This is a genomic window from Enterococcus sp. DIV1758, from assembly GCF_051711985.1.
GTDB classification, from domain to species: Bacteria; Bacillota; Bacilli; order Lactobacillales; family Enterococcaceae; genus Enterococcus; species Enterococcus faecalis.
The window spans coordinates 1218112-1240245 of sequence record NZ_JBIOOA010000001.1 but is presented as its reverse complement, the minus strand read 5'-3'; the positions used below and the strand labels follow the sequence as shown (position 1 = coordinate 1240245).

Sequence of the window (22134 nt, the reverse complement as noted above, 5' to 3'; positions counted from 1 at the left end):
TCCTAACTAGTTACTGTACTAGGATACCTTGTTCTGATTCTAATTGCAAAAAAATTTTCAATGACTCATGAAACTACAACAGGAAAGTAAGCTCTCGGTTGCCCGTTTTCTTACTTTCCTATTGAGTGCCTCATTTATTTTGCATTTAATTCAGCAATTTTAATAATCACATTGGTCGCTTTTTCCATGGCTTGTAATGAAACAAATTCAAAACGGCCATGCATATTTTCGCCACCAGCAAAGATATTTGGTGTTGGAATCCCTAAATAAGAAATTTTTGAGCCATCCGTTCCACCGCGAACAGGTTCAATAATTGGTTGAATTGACAATTCTTCCATTGCTTGTTTAGCAATTTCGACAATGGACATATCTTTTTCAATCACTTCTCGCATATTATAGTATTGATCAAATAAATCAACTTTGATTCGTTCTTCATCAAATGGTGCATTCAATGTTTGCTGAATTTCTTTAATTTTAGCTTTACGTGCTTCAAAAATCTCGCGATTGTGATCGCGAATAATATACGTCATTGTAGCTTCTTCTGGCGTTCCACCAAACGCTGCTAAATGATAAAAGCCTTCTTCACCTTCTGTTTTTTCTGGAACTTCGTCAGCAGGTAAGGCATTATGGAAATCAATTCCTAATTGTAACGCATTAATCATTGTATTTTTTGCTGTTCCTGGATGAACGTTTTTCCCTTGAATTGTAATTTCTGCTTGCGCCGCATTAAACGTTTCAAATTGTAATTCACCTACTGGTCCGCCATCCATTGTATAAGCAAAATCCACGTTAAATTGAGCGACATCAAATTTGTCGGCACCTACACCAATTTCTTCGTCAGGACCGAAAGCCACACGAATGGTGCCATGTTTAATTTCTGGGTGATTAATTAAATATTCCATGGCTGTCATTATTTCCGCAATACCTGATTTATCATCAGCCCCTAATAAAGTGGTACCATCGGTTGTGATAAGTGTTTCACCACGATAATTTTTTAAGTTAGGAAAGTCTTTCGTATTTAAAGTGAATTTGCCTTCTTTATCTAAAGGAATCGTTGATTCTCCGTCATAGTTCTCAACAATTTGCGGAGAAACATTCACTGCATTAAAATCAGCGGTATCCATATGGGCAATAAAGCCGATTGAACGAACGTCTTTCTCCACGTTACTAGGTAACGTAGCAATTACAAAACCATTTGTTTCGTTATAAATAACATCGCTCATTCCTAATTCTTCTAATTCTTTTTTTAAGGTTTGTGCAAAGGCTACTTGTGTTTGTGTTGATGGTGTCGTTGTGCTTGTTGCATCTGAGCGTGTTTCTGTTTTCACATAGCGTAAAAAACGAGGTAATAAATTTTCATACATAAAAGAACACTCCTTTAATCTTCATTTTTTATTTAAAACGAAATGGGTTGGTATTCGCTTCTGATTCAAAAATGGATACAGCCCACTCATTTTCTTGTTTCCATTGATTCATTAATTCCACAAGTTTTGGCTTACAAAGCGCTTCAATGTAATGACCAGGATCGATGACTGGTAAATCTTCAGCAATCATGTCATGTGCCGTATGATAATACACATCACCAGTAATATAGACATCGGCTTGTTTACGTAATGCATCATGATAGAATTTTTCACCACTTCCACCACAAATGGCTACCCGTTGAATCATTTTAGTATCATCTTTTGCAATGACCCGCAAGCCGTCCAATTGGAAAGCTTCCTTGACTTGCTGTACAAAATCAGAGAATCTCACAGGCTTGTCTAATACTCCAACCCGACCTAAACCAAATTCTTTTGATTGATTTTCAATGGTATAAACATCATACGCCGGTTCTTCATAAGGATGCGCTTGTAACATAGCTGCAAGAACTTGTTCCTGCTTAGTTTCAGGGAAAATCACTTCGATTTTTGCTTCTTGGACGACACTTTCTTGACCAATTTCGCCAATCGTGGGATTTGCTCCTTGTGTTGGTGTAAAACGTCCTGTTCCAATTAAAGAGTAACTTGTTTTAGAATAATCACCTTGAGCTCCAGCGCCAGCTAGACCTAAAGCTTCTCTCATTTGCGGAGCTTCATCAATTGGCACAAAAACGGCTAATTTTTTATAAGGAACAGTATGTGTTTTAGTTAAAAAGGTGGTCTGTTTAATTCCCAATAATTCACAAAACCAATCGTTTAAGCCATTGTCAATAATATCCATATTAGTATGCGCTGCGTAAACAGCAATATCGTGTTTTAATAAATCAGCGTACATTTTTTCTTGAAAATTATCTGTGGTTAATCGCTTAACTGGGCGGAAAATAGGTGGGTGTTTCGCAATAATTAAATCAACCTGCTTCTCAATTGCTTCTTCAACGACCTCAGGACGAACATCTAAGGTAACCATCACATTTTCAATTGGTTTATCTAACGTACCAATGTGCAAGCCCACAGGATCTCCCGTTTCAGCTAACCACTCGGGACAATAGTCATTGAAGCGTCGAATCAATGTCTTACCGTTCACAGCCATTGGTCAGTACCTCCTCAATTAATTGTTGGTCTTGCTGTAGTTTCGCTTGTTTTTCAATATGTTCTCCACTTGCTTTTGCTAGTTGTGCAAGAACAGTTTTGCGCTGTTTTAATTCTCGTTGCCATTTTTTAGTAAAAACCGGTCCTTGTTTTTTAATTAAAACTGGCCCAAATAGTAATTCTTGGTCCGTATAAGAAACGGATTGCTCTGTTTTTTCGGCTACGATAATTTCATACAATTTACGGTTTTCTTCCACGATTGTTTCATCAATAATACTGTAGTCGTTTACCATTAACCAGCGGCGTAAAGTTGGTTCACCAATATTCGGTTGTAAAACAAGGCGTTCCTTCCCTGTTAAACGATTTTTTTTGCGTCCAGCTTCTAAAATATCTCGGATTAATGTGCCGCCCATTCCACAAATACTAATGACGTCTATTTGATCTTCAGGTTCAATTGCATCTAGCCCATTCGCTAAACGTACGATAATTTTATCCGTCAAATTGGATTTACTGACTTGGGTTTTGGCAGATTGATAAGGGCCTTCTACCACTTCCCCAGCCACAGCAAAAGACAGTTTATTTTCTAACATTAAAGCAACTGGTAAATAAGCATGGTCTGAACCAATGTCTGCTAAGCGACTTCCTCTAGGGATTAAATCACCAACCGTTGCGAGGCGTTTTGATAATTGATTTTCATTCATATTTTTGATTCCTCCGTTGCTTATTATACCATTGTCAATTGAAGATGAAAACTTACACATTCGTGCAATCTACTGTTTTCTCTCCGTAATCACTTATAAAAAAGAACCCCCTTCAAAATCAATTTCATAACTTTGAAGAGGGCTGTCATTATTGCTATAAAGAGCATTCTCCTTATATTAATAATAGGGAAAACATTTTTAATTAGGCCTTTGCCAACCAGTTTTCAACTTCTGCTAAGGCATCCGCAATCCCTGCTGGATTTTTCCCACCAGCTTGAGCCATATCAGGACGACCACCGCCGCCACCGCCAACTTTTGGCGCAATTGCTTTGATTAAGTCACCGGCTTTTAGGCCTTTTCCGTTCATGTCTTTTGTCATAGCCGCTAACAAACTTACTTTTTCATCTTGTGCAGTTGCTAAAACTAGTACATCAGACAATTCTTTTTGTTTCCATTGGTCGGCCAATTGGCGTAATTGATTCATGTCTTTAACATTGACTTGAGCGGCAATATAACGAACACCGTTGACTTCTTTGACATCTTTGAAAATGTCACCAGCTTGTTGGTTCGCTAATTTGCCAGCCAATTGTTCGTTTTCTTTTTGTAGATCACGTAATTGTTGTTGCAATTGCTCTGTTTTCGTAACCACTTCTTTTAATTGAGGTGATTTAACTAATGTAGCAATCTCTTTCAATTGACGTTCTTCTTCTTGTAAAAGTTGATACGCTTCTTTACTCGTCACTGCCTCAATACGGCGTACTCCTGCACCAATCCCAGATTCGGAAACAATTTTGAAAATCCCGATATCTTCTGTATTAGCAACGTGTGTTCCACCACATAATTCGATAGAGTAATCCCCAATATTAACTACACGGACTTCTTTGCCATATTTTTCGCCAAATAACGCCATTGCGCCCATGTTTTTCGCTGTATCAATATCTGTTTCAATTGTGACAACAGGAATAGCTTCCCAGATTTTTTCGTTAACGATGGCTTCCATCCGCGCTAGTTCTTCTGATGTAACTTGCCCAAAATGAGTAAAGTCAAAACGTAGATGTCCTGGTGCAACTAATGAGCCTGCTTGGTTGGCATGCTCCCCTAACACATCTTTTAAAGCACGATGCAATAAATGGGTTGCCGTATGGTTTTTCAAAATACGTGTCCGCATCCGTTCGTCCACTTGCAATTGATAAATTTGGCCTTCAGCTAATGGCGCCAAAACTTCTACTTTGTGTAAAAATTGACCGTTTGGTGCTTTTTTCACATCCACCACGTTGGCAACGACTTCCCCTGCGGTATTTTTTACATAGCCGCGGTCAGCAATTTGTCCACCCATTTCAGCATAAAATGGTGTTTCAGCAAAAATTAATTCGGCTGTTCCTGCAGATGCTTCATTTACTAGTGCGTCACCTTGAATAATAACAAATAATTCACTATCATGTGTTAATTCTGTATAGCCAACAAATTTACTTTCTACTTTAATATCTGTTAATAAAGCAGATTGAACACCCATTGAAGTTTCTTTACTGCGGGCAGAACGAGCACGTTCACGCTGTGCTTCCATTTCTATTTCAAACCCAGCATGATCGACTTTCAAGCCTTCATCTTCCGCAACTTCTTCCGTTAATTCTACTGGGAAGCCAAAAGTATCATAAAGTTTGAAGATAATTTTTCCATCTAATGTATTGCCTTTTGCATCTTTAACTTCTTTAATAACCTCATTTAACATGCTTAAACCTTCATTGATGGTTTCATGGAAACGTTCTTCCTCTGTCCGAACCACTTTTTCGATGAAGTCTTTTTGTTGTAATACTTCTGGATAGTAGCTTACCATGATTTCCCCAACAACAGGCACTAATTTGTATAAAAAGGCTTCATTAATGCCTAATTTTTTCCCGTGCATTACCGCACGACGTAATAAACGACGTAACACATAGCCACGACCTTCATTTGAAGGAAGCGCACCATCACCAATTGCAAAGGATAAGGCACGAATATGGTCAGCAATCACTTTAAAGGAAACATCCGTTTGTGGTGCATCTCCATATTTTACGTTGGTTCCTAAAGCTTCTACCGCATGAATGATTGGCATAAATAAATCAGTTTCAAAATTTGTTGGTGCATCTTGAATAATAGATACAACACGTTCCAAGCCCATGCCCGTATCAATGTTTTTATGTGGTAATGGTTCATACGTATCTTCTGGTGTATGGTTAAATTCAGAGAACACTAAGTTCCAAATTTCTAAATAGCGTTCATTTTCGCCACCAGGATAATTTTCTGGATCATCTTCTGGAATATCTAAAAATTCTTCGCCGCGATCATAAAAGATTTCCGTATCCGGACCACTAGGACCAGCACCGATATCCCAGAAGTTATCTTCTACATCAATAATATGGTCTTCAGATAAACCAACTTCATCACGCCAAATGCGTTTTGCTTCTGTATCTTTCGGATAAACAGTCACATATAATTTTTCTGGGTCAAAAGCAAGCCATTCAGCACCAGTTAAAAATTCCCAAGCCCAGTGAATCGCTTCATTTTTAAAATAATCTCCAATTGAGAAGTTCCCTAACATTTCAAACATTGTATGATGACGAGCCGTTTTCCCAACATTCTCAATATCATTTGTACGAATAGATTTTTGAGCATTCGTAATTCTTGGATTTTCTGGCACAACAGAGCCATCAAAATATTTTTTCAAGGTTGCAACACCAGAGTTAATCCATAATAATGTTGGATCGTTTACTGGTACTAAAGAAGCGCTTGGTTCTACTGAATGTCCTTTAGACTTAAAGAAGTCTAAATACATTTGGCGAACTTGACTACTTGTTAATTCTTTCATTGATTTTCCTACTTTCTATTAATAATTAACTATTTATGTTTTGTACCCTCTTAAGTGGCAGATTGTGAACACAAAAAACACCATTGCAGTCAAGGACGATTGCTCGCGGTACCACCTTGATTGCAATGATGTTGGATCATTACCTCTTAAGCTCTATAACGCAGAGTCGCGTTGATATTTCTATCAAGTCCATCTAAAGGGAGCAAGTAAATTTATCTGATGCCCTTCTCTCAGCAATGAACGGCTTTCTGTGATCCAAATAAGATTCCTCATATCCTTTAGCTTATAGTCAAAAGTATAAGAAAAATCTACCGAAAAGTCAATTGTTTTCGTAGGAATCTTTCCTTACTAAGCTGTTTCAAACAACGTTTGCTCTAAATAAGGCAAAATTTTTTCATTTATTTGATACCCTTTTCCCCAAGAGGTCGTAATAATCTCTTCATTCATACCTGCATCACTAAATTTTTGTTTCACTCGTTTACATACAAAAGACAGCTGCGATTTTGTAGAAGCATCTGGTTCTTTCTGCCAAAGCAAGCGACAAATTTGATCACGATCCAACCCTTCGTGGGCATGCTGATACAAGATTTTTAAAAAGCGTTGTTCGTTTTTTGTAAAGCGAATCTTTTTTACTTGGTCATCAAGCAGCTCGGCTGTTACTTCGGCAAAACTTTGATCCACCGTGTCAATTTTTTCACGAATCTCTTCCAATGAATCTTTGAGGCCCAACCACCGGATAATGCCTCTTTCCTGCCAAATCTCCGCTTCACGTTTGTTACACATCGATTGTGAACGTCGATAAATCGGCTTCTCTAATGATGAAAGACTTCCTAATAATCTCAAGCAATCGTTCTGAGAAAGTGTTTCGCTTAACACAATTGCATCAAAATAATTAAAAAAAGTTAACTCGTGTTCTACAGTTTCTTCAAAGCAGTTTGTACAAAAGACTTCATAATTTAAATATTGTAATTGCTGCTGAAATGTTTGCTCAACTAAAATGTTCTTTGTTAATACCAAAATCCTTCTCATTTTTTCTTTCCTCCTAGAACTTCTTTCTGTTACCCATAACTAAACGCACCGATCAAAATACGTTACCAAATCGCGTGTTTCCTCCAGCGATTGATTAATAAATACCTTTTTATCTTCATCTCTCTTCGCTCCTTTATTCTTTATTTTAGTGGTTATTTATATTATATTAGAAAATGCATTTTTTTGTGTGTGAAATTTTTTTATCCTCCGTAAAAAAAAATGAATTTCCTTTAATATCAACTAATAAAGCCGATTTTTTTACAAAAAAAAGGCCGAAACTTCCTACTTTTTGCTAAAACATGCCAAAAAATCTGTAATTTTATCATTTTTTTCTTGAGAAAATATCAAAATGTTGGTTCTAAACACTAACATTTTGATGTTTTTAACAAAAATCTTTACAATTAATCGGTAAATTTCTCTACTTTTAGCAATAGTCACTTTAAAAAAAGAGTTATTTTAAAAGTGACTTAAATATTTATCATATAAAAAAGTAAGGGACGAGAATCTTAAAGATTCTCGTCCCTTACTTTAAATAATCCACAACGTTTTTAGTTAGAAGAATTCTTTTTTGCTTTTCTAGCAGAACGATCTTTCTGACGACGTTCAATTTTACGTTTTTTCTTATTGCTGTCTTCAATTGCCCAATTAATTTTTTTCTTGTATCCTGGTTTAATTTTTTTCTTTTTCTTTTTCACTAAACCAATTAACGTTGGGTCTAATTCTTCTCGAGATTTTTCTCGTTTTGTTCGACGGTTGCGATCATACGTCTCTACAATCTCACCATTTTTAATTTCTTTTGGTTTGAAAGAAACACCTAACTGCTCAATCTGAGTAATCGCTTCATCATCTGCTGGTGAATATAATGTTATGGCAGTTCCATTCAATCCATTACGTCCTGTGCGGCCAACCCGATGAATAAAGAAGTCCAATTCATGTGGAACTTCTGCATTGATGACATGTGAAACCCCTTCAATATCAATCCCACGTGCGGCTAAATCAGTAGCTACCACATATTGGTAGTCAAGATTTTGAACTTGACGCATCACACGTTTTCTTTCGCGTGGTGTGATGTCTCCATGAATTTTGGCAACTTTTAGGCCCTGATCTTTTAAGTAATCGGTGATTTCATCAACTCTTTGTTTAGTATTTGCAAAAACAATCGCTAAATAAGGATGCCCGATAGTCAATAATTGATAAATTATTTGATTGCTGTTTTTTCCTTTGGTGGAAATCAACCAATTGTCAATTGTTTCTGAAATAACTGCTTTTGGTTTGATATGTTCAATCACTGGATTTTCTAAATATTTTTTTAAAAATGGTCGTAATTTTTCTGGAATGGTTGCAGAAAAAACGAGCATTTGTAATTTTTCTGGCAAACGACCGGCAATTTGATCGACTTCTGCTAAAAAGCCCATATCTAATGTCATGTCTGCTTCATCGACAACAAAGGCAAAAGCCGTATGCACTTTCAAAGCTTGTTCATTCATCATATCTAAAATCCGCCCTGGTGTACCAATCACCACATGAGGTTGCTGATGCTTTAATTTAGTTAATTGACGTTGTTTATCTGTTCCGCCAACAAAATTTGACACGCGAATTTCTGGTTGACTGAAACGAGCCAGTTGCTGCGCTTCTTGATAAATTTGATTGGCTAATTCACGACTAGGCGCAGTAATCACAATTTGCACTTCGTCGATAGTTGGCTTAACTTTATCCATTAATGGAAGTAAAAAAGTATGCGTCTTTCCACTTCCTGTTTGCGATTGTCCAATGACACTTTTCCCTTTCTTAATGATTGGGATTAATTTTTCTTGGACTTCTGTTGGTTCTTCAAACCCTTTTTCTGCGAGTGCTTCGTTGATAAAAGGTTGAAATTGAAATTGTTTAAATGAAGGCACTTGCCTCACCTCTTCTCGTTAAATTATTTATGCACTTTGGCATTATAACACAAAAACAACTTTTACTCACCTGCTGATTCCTTTGTTTTCGCAACTTCTAATGTACTGACTGTATAAGTATGGCTGGCTTTTTCATAAAACAAACGCCGTTTTTTACGAATCAAGGTTAACAAAACGTTGATCAAAAATAGTAAATATAAAATTAAACAGAACAAATACAGAAGCAATGACACCATTTGCAACATCCGATTAGAAGAATTCAATAAATCAGCGGCATTAGCTAGATAAATACTAATTAAGCCATATACAAAATACAAATAACCGTAACGAACAAACAAAGCTTTTAAACGAATTTTTTCATGTCCTGTTTCAACCACCCGAATGCGCACAACTTTTTTCCCTAACGTTTGACCATTTGTCAGTTTCATCATGACGATAAAGACCGCAAACACCATGATAAAGAACCACATCCGATCTGAAAAAAACGGATAATTGGTTGCCAAATTTTTATAAGCTGGAATGAAATTTAGTCCAAAAACGAGCAGGCCTTGCACAAAGCCAATCACCAACCAATCAATCCCCCATGCAAAGAAACGTCTTAACAGGCTAACTGTCTGCCCTTTTTCATAAGAGGTGGCATCAATTTCTTCTCTTGTTGGCAATAAAAAGGTAAAGAGTGGCGTCAACCAATAACCGACCATGCCTCCGACGGTATTATTAATTAAATCATTGACATCCGCCAGGCGATACGAACGTGGATAAATAAAATAAAGGCCAGATAACTGTGTTAATTCAAAAAATAATGACAATAAAAAACTTGCAAGAACTGTTTTTAAAAATGAACATTTGAAATAATACCGTAAATACACACCAAAAGGTAAAACTAATAAAACATTAAACAGTGGTTCTAAAACGGCATGCTGTTTTAATGCTGGCAAATACGTACTAGGATCTTTGAGCGAAAAAACAGTTTCGTTTAAAATCCCTGAAATAAAATGAAAAGGCCGCAGTTCCATTGTTGGTCCTGTGTATTGAGCCACTTCTGCCCGAGATGGCAACGGTAAAATCACCAAGAAATAGGCACATAATAAATAAAAAACAAATGAATACAAAATCATTGCTCGTATCCAAACAAATGAACCATATTTGCGGTATTCATAGATTAATAATGCCCCAGAAATAAAAAATGCTAGAAACGGGAAAATAATGATTGCCCATTTAATTGGTTCGCTATATACTGCCATAAAAATTCCTCCAAGATAAACAATTTCAAGTATGAATGCCTCAATAACACTATACTTGTTTCTAAAAAAATGTACCAACAATAAATTTTATTTTGCAAATCCTCTCCTTTGCAGTATCATTAAGAAAAAGGAGGACGTTCTCATGTTACAGCCATATTTCGCGTTTGGAGTGCCGCTATTCTTACTTGTGCTCTACTTACTCTTTGCACTGATTCACCGTCAAACAACGATTCATTATTTACGGTTTATTTTGTTACTTATTTCAACATTTCTCATGGTTTTTAGTTTCCAAGTATTGCAAGAATCATGGACCATCAACCCTGAAACGTTAAAAGATGCCGCTTATTCTCCGCAATGGTTATGGATTCCTTTAGGTATCGGGTTAATCCTCACACTTTACAACGCTTGGCACGGCCTTCGTACAATGATAAAATACAAGACCGATAAACATTAGTAAGAGTCTAGGACGATGGTTGTGTCCTAGACTCTTACTGTCTCATCATTCAAATGAAATCTAATTTTTCTTAACAAACTCTGATTTTAACTTCATTGGACCAAAGCCATCTACCTTACAGTCGATGTTATGATCGCCTTCCACTAAACGAATGTTTTTCACTTTTGTGCCTTGTTTAATTGCGCCACTGGCACCTTTAACTTTCAAATCTTTGATTACAGTAACACTGTCACCATCTGCTAAAAGATTGCCATTTGAGTCCTTGACTACTAAGCCTTCTTCTGCAACTTCTTCTGTTGGTGACCATTCATGACCGCATTCTGGACAAATAAATAATCCGCGATCTTCATAGGCATATGCCGACCCACATTCAGGGCAGTTTGGTAATTGCTCTGTCATTAACGTTCTCCTTTGTAAAAAATAATTCTTTTTCATTTTACCTTATTTTCTAGTGAATGAAAAGTAGTCCTAATGATTTATCAACAACCGATAACTACTTTCTAATTACTTATTTATTTTTGAGCCCACTCTTGGCAAGCTGCCTGAATTTCTTGGTAAATCACTTCAATTTCAGCTGCATCACGGGCATTAGCGCCACTTGCCAAAGGATGGCCGCCGCCATGATGTTTTTTAGCAATTGTATTAATGATTGGGCCTTTGGAACGTAACCGAACGCGATAATAACCTTCCGGCTGTTCAACAAAGATTGCCCATGAGAGAACATCTTCAATTTTTCCTGGCATTGAAACAATGGCTGCCGTTTCAGAATCGACAATATCATAACTGTTTAAAATACTTTGTGGTAAAACGACACGAGCAGCGCCATTTGCGTCGATTTCTAAATTTTGATAAATATAACCCGCTAATTTAGCAACCTTTAAAGGCATTTGGTCTAACTCACGATTTAAGTCTGCGGCATTAAAGTTAAACGTACGCAATTGCGCAGCGACAGCGAGTGTATGCGCCGAAGTGGAAGGATAAAGAAAACGCCCTGTATCCCCCACAATCCCAGCATACAATAAACGAGCTGCATTATCTGTCATCGTTAATTCTGCTAAATGCTGTTGCCAAAAATCAACAATAATTTCACTACAACTACTTGCATTTGTATTCACCCAAACTAAATCTCCATAAGGTTCATCATTCGGATGATGATCGATTTTAATTAATTGATCGCCTAAAGAAAAACGCGCATCACTAATTCGTGGAGCATTTGCAGTATCTGTTACAATGACTAATGCACCTCGATAGACATCGTCAGTAATAACATCCATTTCAGCTAAAAACTCTAAACCTTCCACTGGTCCGCCTACCTGATAAATATTTTTTTCAGGAAAGCTCGCTCTTAAGAGTTCTGCTAACCCAACCTGTGAGCCAATCGCATCTGGGTCGGGCCTTTGATGTCTATGAATAATAATTGTTTCATATTGTTTAATTGCTGCCATAATTTCTTTTACTACGTCCATTCTTTGTAGCCTCCTACGTTCTCTCCATCACTTGGCAAACAACAATTGCTTTTGCCACAATGACATTTTCTAAATAAACTTCAATATCTAATTTTGCAGAGCGACGACCAATTTCTAAAATCCGTGGACGAATGTCCAATTCACTTTCCAACTGGATTAGCCGCAAATAATGTAGATTCACTTGTTCAATTAGTACATTTCTTTTTTGATTCATCAACATTGTTCGTTGTGTCACGTTAGAAATAATTTCACTTAGGACACCGAACGAGATGGTACCAACACTGTTAACCATTTGGGGCGCAACCGAAAAACGAAAACGGGTTGTTTCTTTGCCATTTTCTTCAACAGGCATCACTTCCCCGGAAATTTGATCTGAAATTGTATCTGCAATTTGTGGTTGTCGTTGCACCAATTGCATGGCTTTCATCACATCTTGGCGAGAAACAATTCCAACAAGCGCTAAATCATCTTCCACCACCGGCATGACTTCTAGACCATCCCAAATCATTTGATGACTGACACTCGCTACACTCATCATCTTTTTCACAACATTGGGATCCTTGGTCATGACTTTATCCACGGTTAAATGTTCACTTTTACCAATGACATCTTTGGCTGTGACAATCCCCACTAAACGTAATTTCTTATTTACTACTGGGAAACGAGAATGATGGGTACTTTCAGATAATGCCTGATAATCTGCAATCGTTTGAGTTGTCAACAAATAATTGGTTTTTTCAAGCGCTGTATAAATATCACTGACGAGTAAAATGTCTTTTTTAATCAGCTGATCACTTAAAGCACGGTTAATCATAGTAGCCACAGTAAATGTATCATATGTGGTTCTCAAGACAGGCATACCCAGACGATCTGCTAACTGCGCAATCTCTTCAGATGTTTCAAATCCACCTGTAATTAAAACGGCTGCCCCATTTTCTAAAGCAAGCTTTTGCACGCCTTGGCGGTTACCAACAATCATTAAGGATCCGGGAGTAATATATCGCGTCATCGCGGTTTCTGTCATCGCACCAATTACAAATTTATTAAGGACTTTGTCTAGACCAGAGCTACCGCCTAACACATCCCCTTCAATAATACGGACCACTTCACCAAATGTTAATTTTTCAATATGTTTTTTTAACTTCCGCTCAATTCGTATCGTACCAACACGTTGAATGGTGGAAACAAGCCCAATATTTTCTGCATCTTTGATGGCCCGATACGCTGTTCCTTCACTAACACTTAAACTTTTGGCAATGCTTCGAACAGAGATTCGATCGCCAATCGGTAATTCTTCAATATGTTTTAAAATTTGATCATGTTTCGTCGCCATAATTTCCTCCTAAACTAGGATCGTCTCTCCTGGGTTTAATACTTTCCCGCCAACTACTTGCTCTACGAATATTGCTGGATTTTGTTGGATAACAGGAAAGGTATTGTAATGAATTGGAATGGTTATTTCGGGATTTAAGTAAGAGACTGCTTCTAGCGCATCCTCTGGCCCCATCGTATAATTATCGCCAATTGGTAAGAACGCTACATCAATGGATTTGTCTTTTGCAAAAAGGCGCATATCTGAAAACAACGCCGTATCACCCGCGTGATAAATTTTTTTATCTTCTGCTTCTAAAATAATCCCACTTGCTTCGCCCATGTAGGTCATTACGCCGTCTATTTCATAACCGGAACTATGCAAAGCTGGCACAAATTTAACCGAACCAAAAGGAAAGACATAACGCCCACCTAGATTCATTCCATGCGCTTTTACCCCTTGCGACTGCGCATACGTAGCCACTTCAGCTATCGCAATAATTGTTGCCTTGTTGGCTTGAGCAATTGCTAGCATATCGCCAATATGATCGCTGTGTCCGTGAGTGATTAAGATGTAATCAGGGTGTAAGTCTGCAAGTGAAATGTCCGTTAAAGGGTTTCCATTAATAAAAGGATCAAATAAAAGGTTCGTGCCGTCGTTTAGACGAATTTCAATACATGAATGTCCATGTCCTATCAGTTCCATTTGTATTCCTCCTAAGGTATTTTCTACACAATCTTATGATAATTAATCGTCAAATTCATTTTTAAAAGTAGTACAGTTTAGTACAGTTTACTTTCTTTATTGTAACAGAGAATTAGAAATATACAATCGCATTTGCTTATTTTCTTAGCTAGTAAAGAAACAGACGAGAAAAATCATGAATCTTTCTCGTCTGTTTCTTTTTACTTATTTGGTTGTTTTCCGAAAACGTAAAATCGTTAATATAAAGGCCGCCACACATAATAGAAAGGCGACAAAAAAGGTTTCACGCATTCCCACAATAAATATATCTGGGCGATTAGCCAGATACGTGGTTACTCGTTCACCATAGGCTTCGCTCATGCCACGATATAAAATGGTCGTTGACAACGCAATCCCAATGACCATTCCTAAGTTTCTAGCAAAAGAATTCATACTTCCTGCTACACCTAAATCTTGCTTTTCAACACTGCTCATAACCATTGTATTGTTTGGAGACTGGAAAAGTGCATTTCCCAATCCCATAATGGCTGTTGCAATCACATAATACCAGATGGGGGAATTCATATCTAAAAACATATACATTAACGACGTACAGCACAAAAGCAACAATCCGCCAAACGTTAAAATACCTGGGCCAATCTTATCCGTCAAATAGCCACTCAGAGGAGCCCCAACCACCATCAATAACGGAAATACCATCATTAATAGACCAGCATAACTAGCACTTAGTTTGCGTGCATCCTGCAAATAAAATGGAATGACAACATTTACAAAAAAGTTTGAGGCAAAAATTAAAACGGCAGACAATAAACTTAAAGTAAAAATTTTGTTTTTAAAAATTGCGAACTTAATAAGTGGGCTTTTTCTTTTTCGTTCAACCATTATAAATAATCCTAATGCGATTACTGCAATAATGAACAATAAATAGGATTGTAACGAGCCAAACCCGCTCTCTTGTCCGAGGAAAATACCGCCGAAGAACGTCATAATCGCAATCGCAATACAAGCAAATCCTGGAAAATCGATTTTTTCTTTTGTTTTTGTAATATCTTTTGGTAGAAACTTTTCGCCAATTAAAATTGTAACTAGCCCCACAGGAACATTAATCCAAAAAATATACGACCAAGAAAAGTTTGATAAGATCAATCCACCAATCCCAGGACCAGCAATCGCGCCTAAAGAGACAAAGGCACCTACTGCACCAAGCGCCCGCCCTCTTTCATTTAAAGGGAATACTTCCGTAATAATTCCTGAATTGGTCGCCATGGTCATGCTAGCACCAATACTTTGAACGACTCGCGCAAATAATAGAAAGCTCAGCGATTGATTAAAGCCACAAAGTAACGAACCAATCGTAAAAATAACCGTGCCAATTCGATAAACTTTTATTTTTCCAAAACTGTCGCCAATTTTTCCAAATAATAATAAACAAGCACAGACAACCATTAAATAAATAGATACGACCCATTCCGCTTGATTCATGGGTACGGACATTTCTTTTGAAATAGTCGGTAAAGCAATATTTACAATGCTGGAATCTAATGTAGACATGAAGGTAAACATAGCCACAGAAACTAAGATCCACCAACGATTTTTCTGCACTTCAGAATCCTCTTGGTAACTTTTAATTTTCTCCATTGATTCATCCCCTCTCGCTCCAAAACAGTTTACTTACTAATAATAACTCTATTTCTTCTTTTTTTCATCGGAAATTTTCTAAAAAATCACTCATGAGATGTTCACCTTCTTATTACACGCTCGCAATTGACAACCATTCGCTTTTACGCTAATTTAAAATTAGCAAACGGAAAACGCAAGGAGGACTTGAAATGACCTTAATTTCTCGCATTAAACAACTAGCTCAGTCAAAGCAATTAACCCTCGCCCAATTAGAAAGAAACGTCGGCATTTCCAATGGACAAATTCGTCGTTGGGATACCTCTTCGCCTAAAGTAGAGAATCTTTTAAAAATAGCAGACTATTTTTCTGTTTCCTTGGACTATTTAATGGGCCGCACCCAACAAACAGAGATTAATCATCAGGCACCTATGACAAGCACACAAAAAGAGTTACATATTCACATTACTACGGAAGAGTTAACAGAAGAAGAAATTACTCAGTTAGAGGAAGAAGCAAATCGTTTCTTGCGGTTCCGTAAATTTGAAATGACAAATTCTTAAGTAATACGACAGTCAGCGGCTCTGTGTTGTTTGTACTTATTAATTTATTCGACAACTAGCGTATTCATTGTATAATAAACCAAATAAATGCCAGAAGGAGTCACCTTCTGGCATTTATTTGGTTTATCTTCTTTATTTATCCTTAATTATAAAATAATCGATTCACCATACTCGATAATTTTGTCTAAACTTGTGTTCAATCGTAAACCAATTAGAATTATTCGTTGTTCCCAAATACGTCCATCCATTCGCAGAATAACCATTACGCACATTGATTTTCCCATAAACATATCCATGTAAATTTGGCGCCCAGTTCCCTGTTGCTCGAGTTTGATATTGATGGAAATACCTCACGACCCAACCAACATAAGCTCTGTTTCTTGGGTTAACAGATTGACTACCAATTTCGTTTTGCAATTCAACTAACGCATCATTTTGAATGACTTCTTCTGCCTCTACTGGTGAATTAAACACCAAACTAACACCCAACAAATTTGTTAGAACACAACCATACATAACTTTCTTTTCTATTGTTTCTACTCCTAACATAATATATACTTTCACTATTTATAATTTATACCATCAAATAATCATTCGAAAAACAACCTTTCTCTTTCTTTAATTTAATGTTAACATAATCTATATAACTAATTTCTAATAAAAGGAGGGAAAAATTGAATAATTCAATAGAAATAACCAAGATCTGCGTAGCATTGAACAATAAAAACATCTTGAATAACTTGTCGCTTACATTAAATACGGGATCAATCACATGTATTGTTGCCCCAAATGGTACAGGAAAAACGACTTTTTTTAAATCAATCGTCCAACTTATCCCGCTCGAATCTGGTGAAGTAATAGTTGACAAAACATCAATCAAAAACAGAACTGACTACAATAAAAAAATCTTTTTCATAGAATCCGCGAATCAATTATTTGCAAATCTTACCGTTTACGAGAATATGCAAGTAGCGGCCAAGTTATGGAAACATGATGCTAATTTTGAATCAATCATTAACTTAGTCGGTGTTAACACGTACATAAACAAAAAAATTAAACACCTTTCTGCAGGTATGAAGCAAAAAGCCTTGCTCTCAGTCGCCATCGCTAGTGGTGCGTCTTTTCTGATTTTTGATGAGCCATTAAATGGTCTCGATATTGAAAATGTTGAGTACCTAGCAACCGTCTTTCTTACTTTAAAAGAGCAAGGAAAAACATTACTTTTGTCATCTCATAATATTTTCGAAATAAGCAAGCTTTGTGATGCAATTTATTTTTTAGATAGCGGTATTCTGAAATCAGCGTCACTAGACTATCTACAATTAAAAGAAGAATACTACGAACTATATGCAACGAAAGGTCGTGCCTAAATGATAAAATTTGAACTAATTAAAATTTTTCGAGAGAAAACCACTTATTTTCTGTTTGCATTATTCGTTCTCGATATTAGCGTTCCTTTTTTTCTAGGAAATGCCAATTTTAATTATGTAAAATATTACGAAGATAATTACTATGCCGGCATAACAACGATTGAAAGTATCAAAGATGACCCAACTGCAACAAAAATCGTTGAAGACATCAAGGAAACAAATGGTTATTTAAAAAAACTCATTGATTCTCTAAAGAAAGGAGATCAAAAAGCGATTGTTGAAAATGAGTATAACTTGGAAAAAAAAACGCTAGAAGGAATTCTAGATGGTAGTTTGCAAGCTAGATCAATTAGTGAACAAAAAAGTATAGTGGCCGTACTGGAGTATTTAAAAAACAATGGGCTAAATAAAACGAGTGATAATCCAAAAAAGATGGGCGTGATCCAATATCTAAATTTGGTTTTTTCTTCTCCTCAATTAATGCAAATTATTTTAATTCTGGTTAGTTTCCAGATTGCTTATTTATTTAATTTAGACTATAAAAAACATAATTTCATTTGGTATTGTGTTTCTCCTAACTCTTATGTACGAACATATTACACCAAACTTTTTGCCATTGTTTTGTCGCTCTTTGCAAACCTACTCAGCGCATTTCTCCTTGTACTTGCATTTGTCTTTCTGAAAAATGGACTGGGTGTGTTTAATTACCCGATTGCCACCAGTTCGAAAAATACGGAAGTCAATTTGATAGCAACAGGTGACTTTGTCGTTAAAACAATCTTCTTTTTTATATTATTTCTAGCATTTCTAGCATTGTTAAGTTTAGTATTCAGCATTCTAACAAGTAATTTAATTCTAAATCTCTCTGTTTTAATTATTCCATTAGTGATCGGACAATACGATGTACTCAATACGTTACTTAACGAGAACTTAAAACCTTACATTCTCTTAAGCTACTTGGATATGCCTCATATTCTATTAGGTGGTGACATTATGAGACCTTTGCGAAATCCATTGTTAACCTATCAAAACGGTATCTTAATAACTCTTCTCACCATTCTCGTACTTGTCATAACCTCTCTAACTATCTTGCTCTGTCCTTCTCAAAAGTTGATAGCAAAAAAACTAGAACCTAAACAAAAAAAACCACCACGACCGTCGTCTGTGGTGGAAATGAAGGTTGTTATTTACTCTTGGTAGGAGTAAGTATGAAAAAACCAATTCGGGATAATTGGCATAACGTAAGTATAGTAGTTTGTGCCTTTTTTATCATGAGTTTCAGCTATATTTTTTATAAAACTTTTATTAGAACACCATTAACAGTCCTTTATTTAGATTCTTTAAAGCGTTTTCTTTTATTGAACATATTGTTTTAAACATTCGATTTCCTGTGCTACACTTACTTTTAGAAGGGGGATTTTATTATGGCAAATCAAAAAAAAGATAGCTTATCAACATTATTTTCTGAAGAAGTTCATGGACCGTTTGTTACTTTCTTGTTTAACACCCATGTCGCTCATCAAAACGTAGAAAAAGATTCGCTTGTTTTGAAAAATTTTGCAAAAGCGGCAAAAACACGCTTTGAAAAAAAATTTCCTGAGGAAAAATGGGCTGTTTTCCAAGAAAAAATTGACGCACTTCTAGCTGATGCTTCCTTCTGGCGCAACGGCACAGCAAGTGTTTCAATCATCTTATCTCCAGAAAACACCTTTGTTCAACGATTAGATGTGCCCGTTGACGATCAATATTACGTGGACACGATTCCTTATTTACTTGGACTAGTCAAAGACAAACAATTTAACTACCATTATTACCTACTTGCTCTAAATCGTGATTCAATGAAACTTTACAAGGTTGATCATACGACTGTGACTCCTGTTGAATTGCCTAAAGACGCGCCAACAGACGTGGTCACAGCTTTAGGTGATGAATTAACGGGTGGTAATTTAAACTTTTCAACTCAAGGTAGTTCTAACGGTTCTAAAGAAGGTGTCGCTTATCATAGCATCAATACTAAAGATAAAGAAGTTGAAATTGATTGGGTGAACTACTATCAAGCAGTCGATACTTTCTTAAAAGATCAACTGGATAATCCTGAAAAATTACCGCTTTATCTTTATGCTTTACCAGAAAACCAAACACTCTTTAAAAAGATTGCTAAAAATCCTTATTATGATTGCTCAATTTCAGTTGCTGCTTCACCTGCACAAGCAACCATTCAAGATATCCGCAGCGCTAGTGAAAAAATAGCTGCAGAGTTAACAGAAAAAGAAACAGCTTCTTATAACAAATTACTAGATCGTAAATTCTTAGATCAATTTACAGATATTTCGCCAGCGGCAGCTGACGGCAAAATTTCCCATCTCTTTATTGCAACGTCACTCTTTGTTACTGAAAACAATGAAATGTCATCTGAAGAGTATGATCGTCGCAAACTTTTAAACACCATTGCTTACCAAGTTATTCAAAACGGCGGTCAAGTTTTTGTTTTAGACCAAAAAGCTGCACCAGATGAAAAGTCTTTAGCGGCTATCCTCCGTTATTAAAAACAGGCAAAAAGCCCATTGTAAGAAAGCGCCTTACAATGGGCTTTTTTTCTGAGACTTATTGAAACAGCACTATAACAGCCTTATCTTCACTTTCTAGTTTTTAAAAAACATCCGATAAAAAAGAAAATAAGATTATCGCTATACAAAAACCAGTTAGTATGCTATAGTAATAGATGTAGTTTTTGTTCGGTAATATGGGTAGCTGTTTCAAATAAACATCTTCCACATTTTTCACCTTTCAAGTAATTGCAAAATATGAATGTGTTATAACACACATCTAGGAGGATATTTATTATGGAAACAGGTACAGTAAAATGGTTTAACTCAGACAAAGGCTTTGGCTTCATCACTGCAGAAAACGGAAACGATGTATTCGTACATTTCTCAGCTATCCAAGGTGACGGCTTCAAAACTTTAGAAGAAGGTCAAGCAGTAACTTTCGAAATCGAAGAAGGTCAACGTGGCCCTCAAGCAACTAACGTTACTAAAGCTTAATTAAACAATACTGACTCAAAAACCTGACGTTAATCGTCAGGTTTTTTTTATAAAAAAAGAACAAGAAAACTTTCTGAAACTAAGTGCTTCCTCTATTTTTTTTGAAGAGTTTTCGTTATACTGAAGAGGAAAAATGTTTTAAAGGAGTTTATTTATGCAATTTTATGGTGATTTAACCTTTTTAGGTGTTTATTTATTGGGTCTCTTTTTCATTCCCTCGTGGCGGAAAAAGAAAAAAGAACACGATTGGTTGCCGTGGATGTTTGGCTGGACCGTCTTTATGTTCTTCTCATATGTTTTATATTTAGAAATCATTCGTGGCACAGCCTTCTTTTTAATTCCCATTGCTTTTTTTGGCTTGTTTGCGCTCTTCTACTTCAAAGAAAAAAGGCGTTTACTGAATGGAACATTATTTAATATTTTTCTTGTGGTTCTAGCGACTTATTTAGGGATTACTGCGATTCGTACAAACAACTACTTTCTAATCACCTTAGCAATTATTGCCCTGCTGGCAATTTTTATCGCTTTGGCTTTAGGACTCTATGCCTTAATTATTTTCCTTTATTGGAATGCGGTCGTTGTTATGAGAAAAGAAGGTCGGTCTCTAGGGAACTTGTTGACGTTGTTGCTGGCAATTGGCTTAACATTACTATTAATCTATAATTTCTTTTTTCAATCGTTGTTACCAACGTGGCTCTCCTTACCCTTAACTATTGCGCCATTTATTTTGACTTATTTCGCGTTTGTTTTTTATAATTTTTTAACTGTTTCTACGTTGTATCAATTTAATCAGCCAAAATATACACAGGATTATATTGTTGTGTTAGGTTCGGGGTTAATCAATGGTGAGATTGTGCCGCCGTTATTGCAAGCCCGCATCAACAAAGCCATTCAATTTTACAAGGCTCAAAATCGCGCAACGTTAAATCCACCAAAAATCGTCATGTCTGGTGGCCAAGGTCCCGATGAATTACTTCCTGAAAGTGTCGCGATGAAAATGTATGCTTTGACACAAGGTATTCCTGATGATGATATTTTAGTAGAAGCTCATTCAAAAAACACCCTGGAAAATATGCGTTTTTCCAAAGAAACAATGATTGAGGATTTTGGAAATGCTAATTTCCAAGCCATTTTTACTACAAACAATTATCACCTTTTCCGAGCGGGTCTTTTCGCTCGAATGGCTGGCTTAAAAGCTGATGGCATTGGTGCAAAAACCGCTTTTTATTTTTTACCTAACGCGTTTATTCGAGAGTTCATCGCCATTGTAGTGATGTACAAACGTCGCCATATTATTGTTTGCGGCCTAGCTGCCATCGGTATGGTTATGTTATTCTTAACAGGATTGATTATTCAGTAAAGAAGGAGTTTCCCCT

The 22134-nt window shown here is 36.4% G+C and carries 20 protein-coding genes; 7 read left to right on the top strand and 13 right to left on the bottom strand.

All coding sequences use genetic code 11. The features are described 5' to 3' along the window. Window positions 1-134: 134 nt before the first annotated feature. The 7 genes from pepT to IGJ52_RS06105 form a co-directional block, all read right to left on the bottom strand. Window positions 135-1364: a peptidase T gene (gene pepT / locus IGJ52_RS06135; protein WP_142963591.1), complete on the bottom strand. Its 1230-nt coding sequence runs from the start codon at window positions 1362-1364 to the stop codon at window positions 135-137. Window positions 1365-1392: 28 nt separating this feature from the next. Continuing rightward, complete coding sequence (locus IGJ52_RS06130; RefSeq protein WP_010715158.1) at window positions 1393-2511, bottom strand: Nif3-like dinuclear metal center hexameric protein; 1119 nt, start codon at window positions 2509-2511, stop codon at window positions 1393-1395. Continuing rightward, on the bottom strand, window positions 2495-3211 hold the full coding sequence (locus IGJ52_RS06125) for a tRNA (adenine(22)-N(1))-methyltransferase (protein ID WP_010775808.1): 717 nt from the start codon (window positions 3209-3211) through the stop codon (window positions 2495-2497). Before IGJ52_RS06125 ends, IGJ52_RS06130 begins: the two co-directional genes overlap by 17 nt. Before the next feature lie 202 nt (window positions 3212-3413). Beyond that, window positions 3414-6056 (bottom strand): alanine--tRNA ligase, encoded by a 2643-nt coding sequence (alaS, locus tag IGJ52_RS06120; RefSeq protein WP_438791971.1) that lies wholly within the window; start codon window positions 6054-6056, stop codon window positions 3414-3416. A gap of 348 nt (window positions 6057-6404) precedes the next feature. Continuing rightward, window positions 6405-7085 (bottom strand): helix-turn-helix domain-containing protein, encoded by a 681-nt coding sequence (locus tag IGJ52_RS06115; protein ID WP_002384584.1) that lies wholly within the window; start codon window positions 7083-7085, stop codon window positions 6405-6407. Window positions 7086-7633: 548 nt separating this feature from the next. Then, window positions 7634-8992: a DEAD/DEAH box helicase gene (locus tag IGJ52_RS06110; protein WP_002419772.1), complete on the bottom strand. Its 1359-nt coding sequence runs from the start codon at window positions 8990-8992 to the stop codon at window positions 7634-7636. A 53-nt stretch (window positions 8993-9045) separates the two neighbouring features. Next, the gene (locus tag IGJ52_RS06105) at window positions 9046-10227 is read right to left on the bottom strand and encodes a VanZ family protein (protein ID WP_438791970.1); all 1182 of its coding nucleotides are present in this window, start codon (window positions 10225-10227) and stop codon (window positions 9046-9048) included. A gap of 55 nt (window positions 10228-10282) precedes the next feature. Here IGJ52_RS06105 and IGJ52_RS06100 point away from each other — a divergent pair, with 55 nt between their 5' ends. Then, complete coding sequence (locus tag IGJ52_RS06100; protein ID WP_002382283.1) at window positions 10283-10681, top strand: hypothetical protein; 399 nt, start codon at window positions 10283-10285, stop codon at window positions 10679-10681. A 60-nt stretch (window positions 10682-10741) separates the two neighbouring features. On the opposite strand, the gene IGJ52_RS06095 is transcribed toward IGJ52_RS06100, so the two are convergent. From IGJ52_RS06095 to IGJ52_RS06075, 5 genes are all read right to left on the bottom strand, one after another. Then, the gene (locus IGJ52_RS06095; protein ID WP_002357741.1) at window positions 10742-11080 is read right to left on the bottom strand and encodes a zinc ribbon domain-containing protein YjdM; all 339 of its coding nucleotides are present in this window, start codon (window positions 11078-11080) and stop codon (window positions 10742-10744) included. 113 nt (window positions 11081-11193) lie between these two features. Then, window positions 11194-12147: a DHH family phosphoesterase gene (locus IGJ52_RS06090; RefSeq protein WP_002357742.1), complete on the bottom strand. Its 954-nt coding sequence runs from the start codon at window positions 12145-12147 to the stop codon at window positions 11194-11196. 13 nt (window positions 12148-12160) lie between these two features. After that, window positions 12161-13480 carry a DRTGG domain-containing protein gene (locus IGJ52_RS06085; protein ID WP_002357743.1) on the bottom strand — a complete coding sequence of 440 codons (1320 nt, stop codon included), beginning with the start codon at window positions 13478-13480 and terminating at the stop codon, window positions 12161-12163. 9 nt (window positions 13481-13489) lie between these two features. Further along, window positions 13490-14164: a metal-dependent hydrolase gene (locus tag IGJ52_RS06080; protein WP_192444737.1), complete on the bottom strand. Its 675-nt coding sequence runs from the start codon at window positions 14162-14164 to the stop codon at window positions 13490-13492. A 204-nt stretch (window positions 14165-14368) separates the two neighbouring features. Then, a complete protein-coding gene (locus IGJ52_RS06075) occupies window positions 14369-15802 on the bottom strand; it encodes an MFS transporter (RefSeq protein WP_002369482.1) in 1434 nt (477 codons plus the stop codon). Between the two features lie 191 nt (window positions 15803-15993). On the opposite strand from IGJ52_RS06075, the gene IGJ52_RS06070 reads away from it, so the two are divergent. After that, window positions 15994-16344 carry a helix-turn-helix domain-containing protein gene (locus IGJ52_RS06070; protein ID WP_002357747.1) on the top strand — a complete coding sequence of 117 codons (351 nt, stop codon included), beginning with the start codon at window positions 15994-15996 and terminating at the stop codon, window positions 16342-16344. A 162-nt stretch (window positions 16345-16506) separates the two neighbouring features. Here IGJ52_RS06070 and IGJ52_RS06065 read toward each other — a convergent pair whose 3' ends face one another. Next, window positions 16507-16893, bottom strand: coding sequence for a hypothetical protein (locus tag IGJ52_RS06065; protein WP_010816484.1), 387 nt, complete (start codon window positions 16891-16893; stop codon window positions 16507-16509). 125 nt (window positions 16894-17018) lie between these two features. Here IGJ52_RS06065 and IGJ52_RS06060 point away from each other — a divergent pair, with 125 nt between their 5' ends. The 5 genes from IGJ52_RS06060 (at window position 17019) to IGJ52_RS06040 (ending at window position 22118) form a co-directional block, all read left to right on the top strand. Continuing rightward, a complete protein-coding gene (locus IGJ52_RS06060; RefSeq protein ID WP_010816483.1) occupies window positions 17019-17714 on the top strand; it encodes an ATP-binding cassette domain-containing protein in 696 nt (231 codons plus the stop codon). Then, the gene (locus tag IGJ52_RS06055; RefSeq protein ID WP_438791969.1) at window positions 17715-18914 is read left to right on the top strand and encodes a hypothetical protein; all 1200 of its coding nucleotides are present in this window, start codon (window positions 17715-17717) and stop codon (window positions 18912-18914) included. It begins immediately after the preceding gene. A gap of 224 nt (window positions 18915-19138) precedes the next feature. Then, on the top strand, window positions 19139-20260 hold the full coding sequence (locus IGJ52_RS06050; RefSeq protein ID WP_002357749.1) for a baeRF6 domain-containing protein: 1122 nt from the start codon (window positions 19139-19141) through the stop codon (window positions 20258-20260). Between the two features lie 297 nt (window positions 20261-20557). After that, window positions 20558-20758: a cold-shock protein gene (locus IGJ52_RS06045; RefSeq protein ID WP_002357750.1), complete on the top strand. Its 201-nt coding sequence runs from the start codon at window positions 20558-20560 to the stop codon at window positions 20756-20758. A 154-nt stretch (window positions 20759-20912) separates the two neighbouring features. Then, window positions 20913-22118: a YdcF family protein gene (locus IGJ52_RS06040; protein ID WP_002382277.1), complete on the top strand. Its 1206-nt coding sequence runs from the start codon at window positions 20913-20915 to the stop codon at window positions 22116-22118. Window positions 22119-22134: the final 16 nt, after the last annotated feature.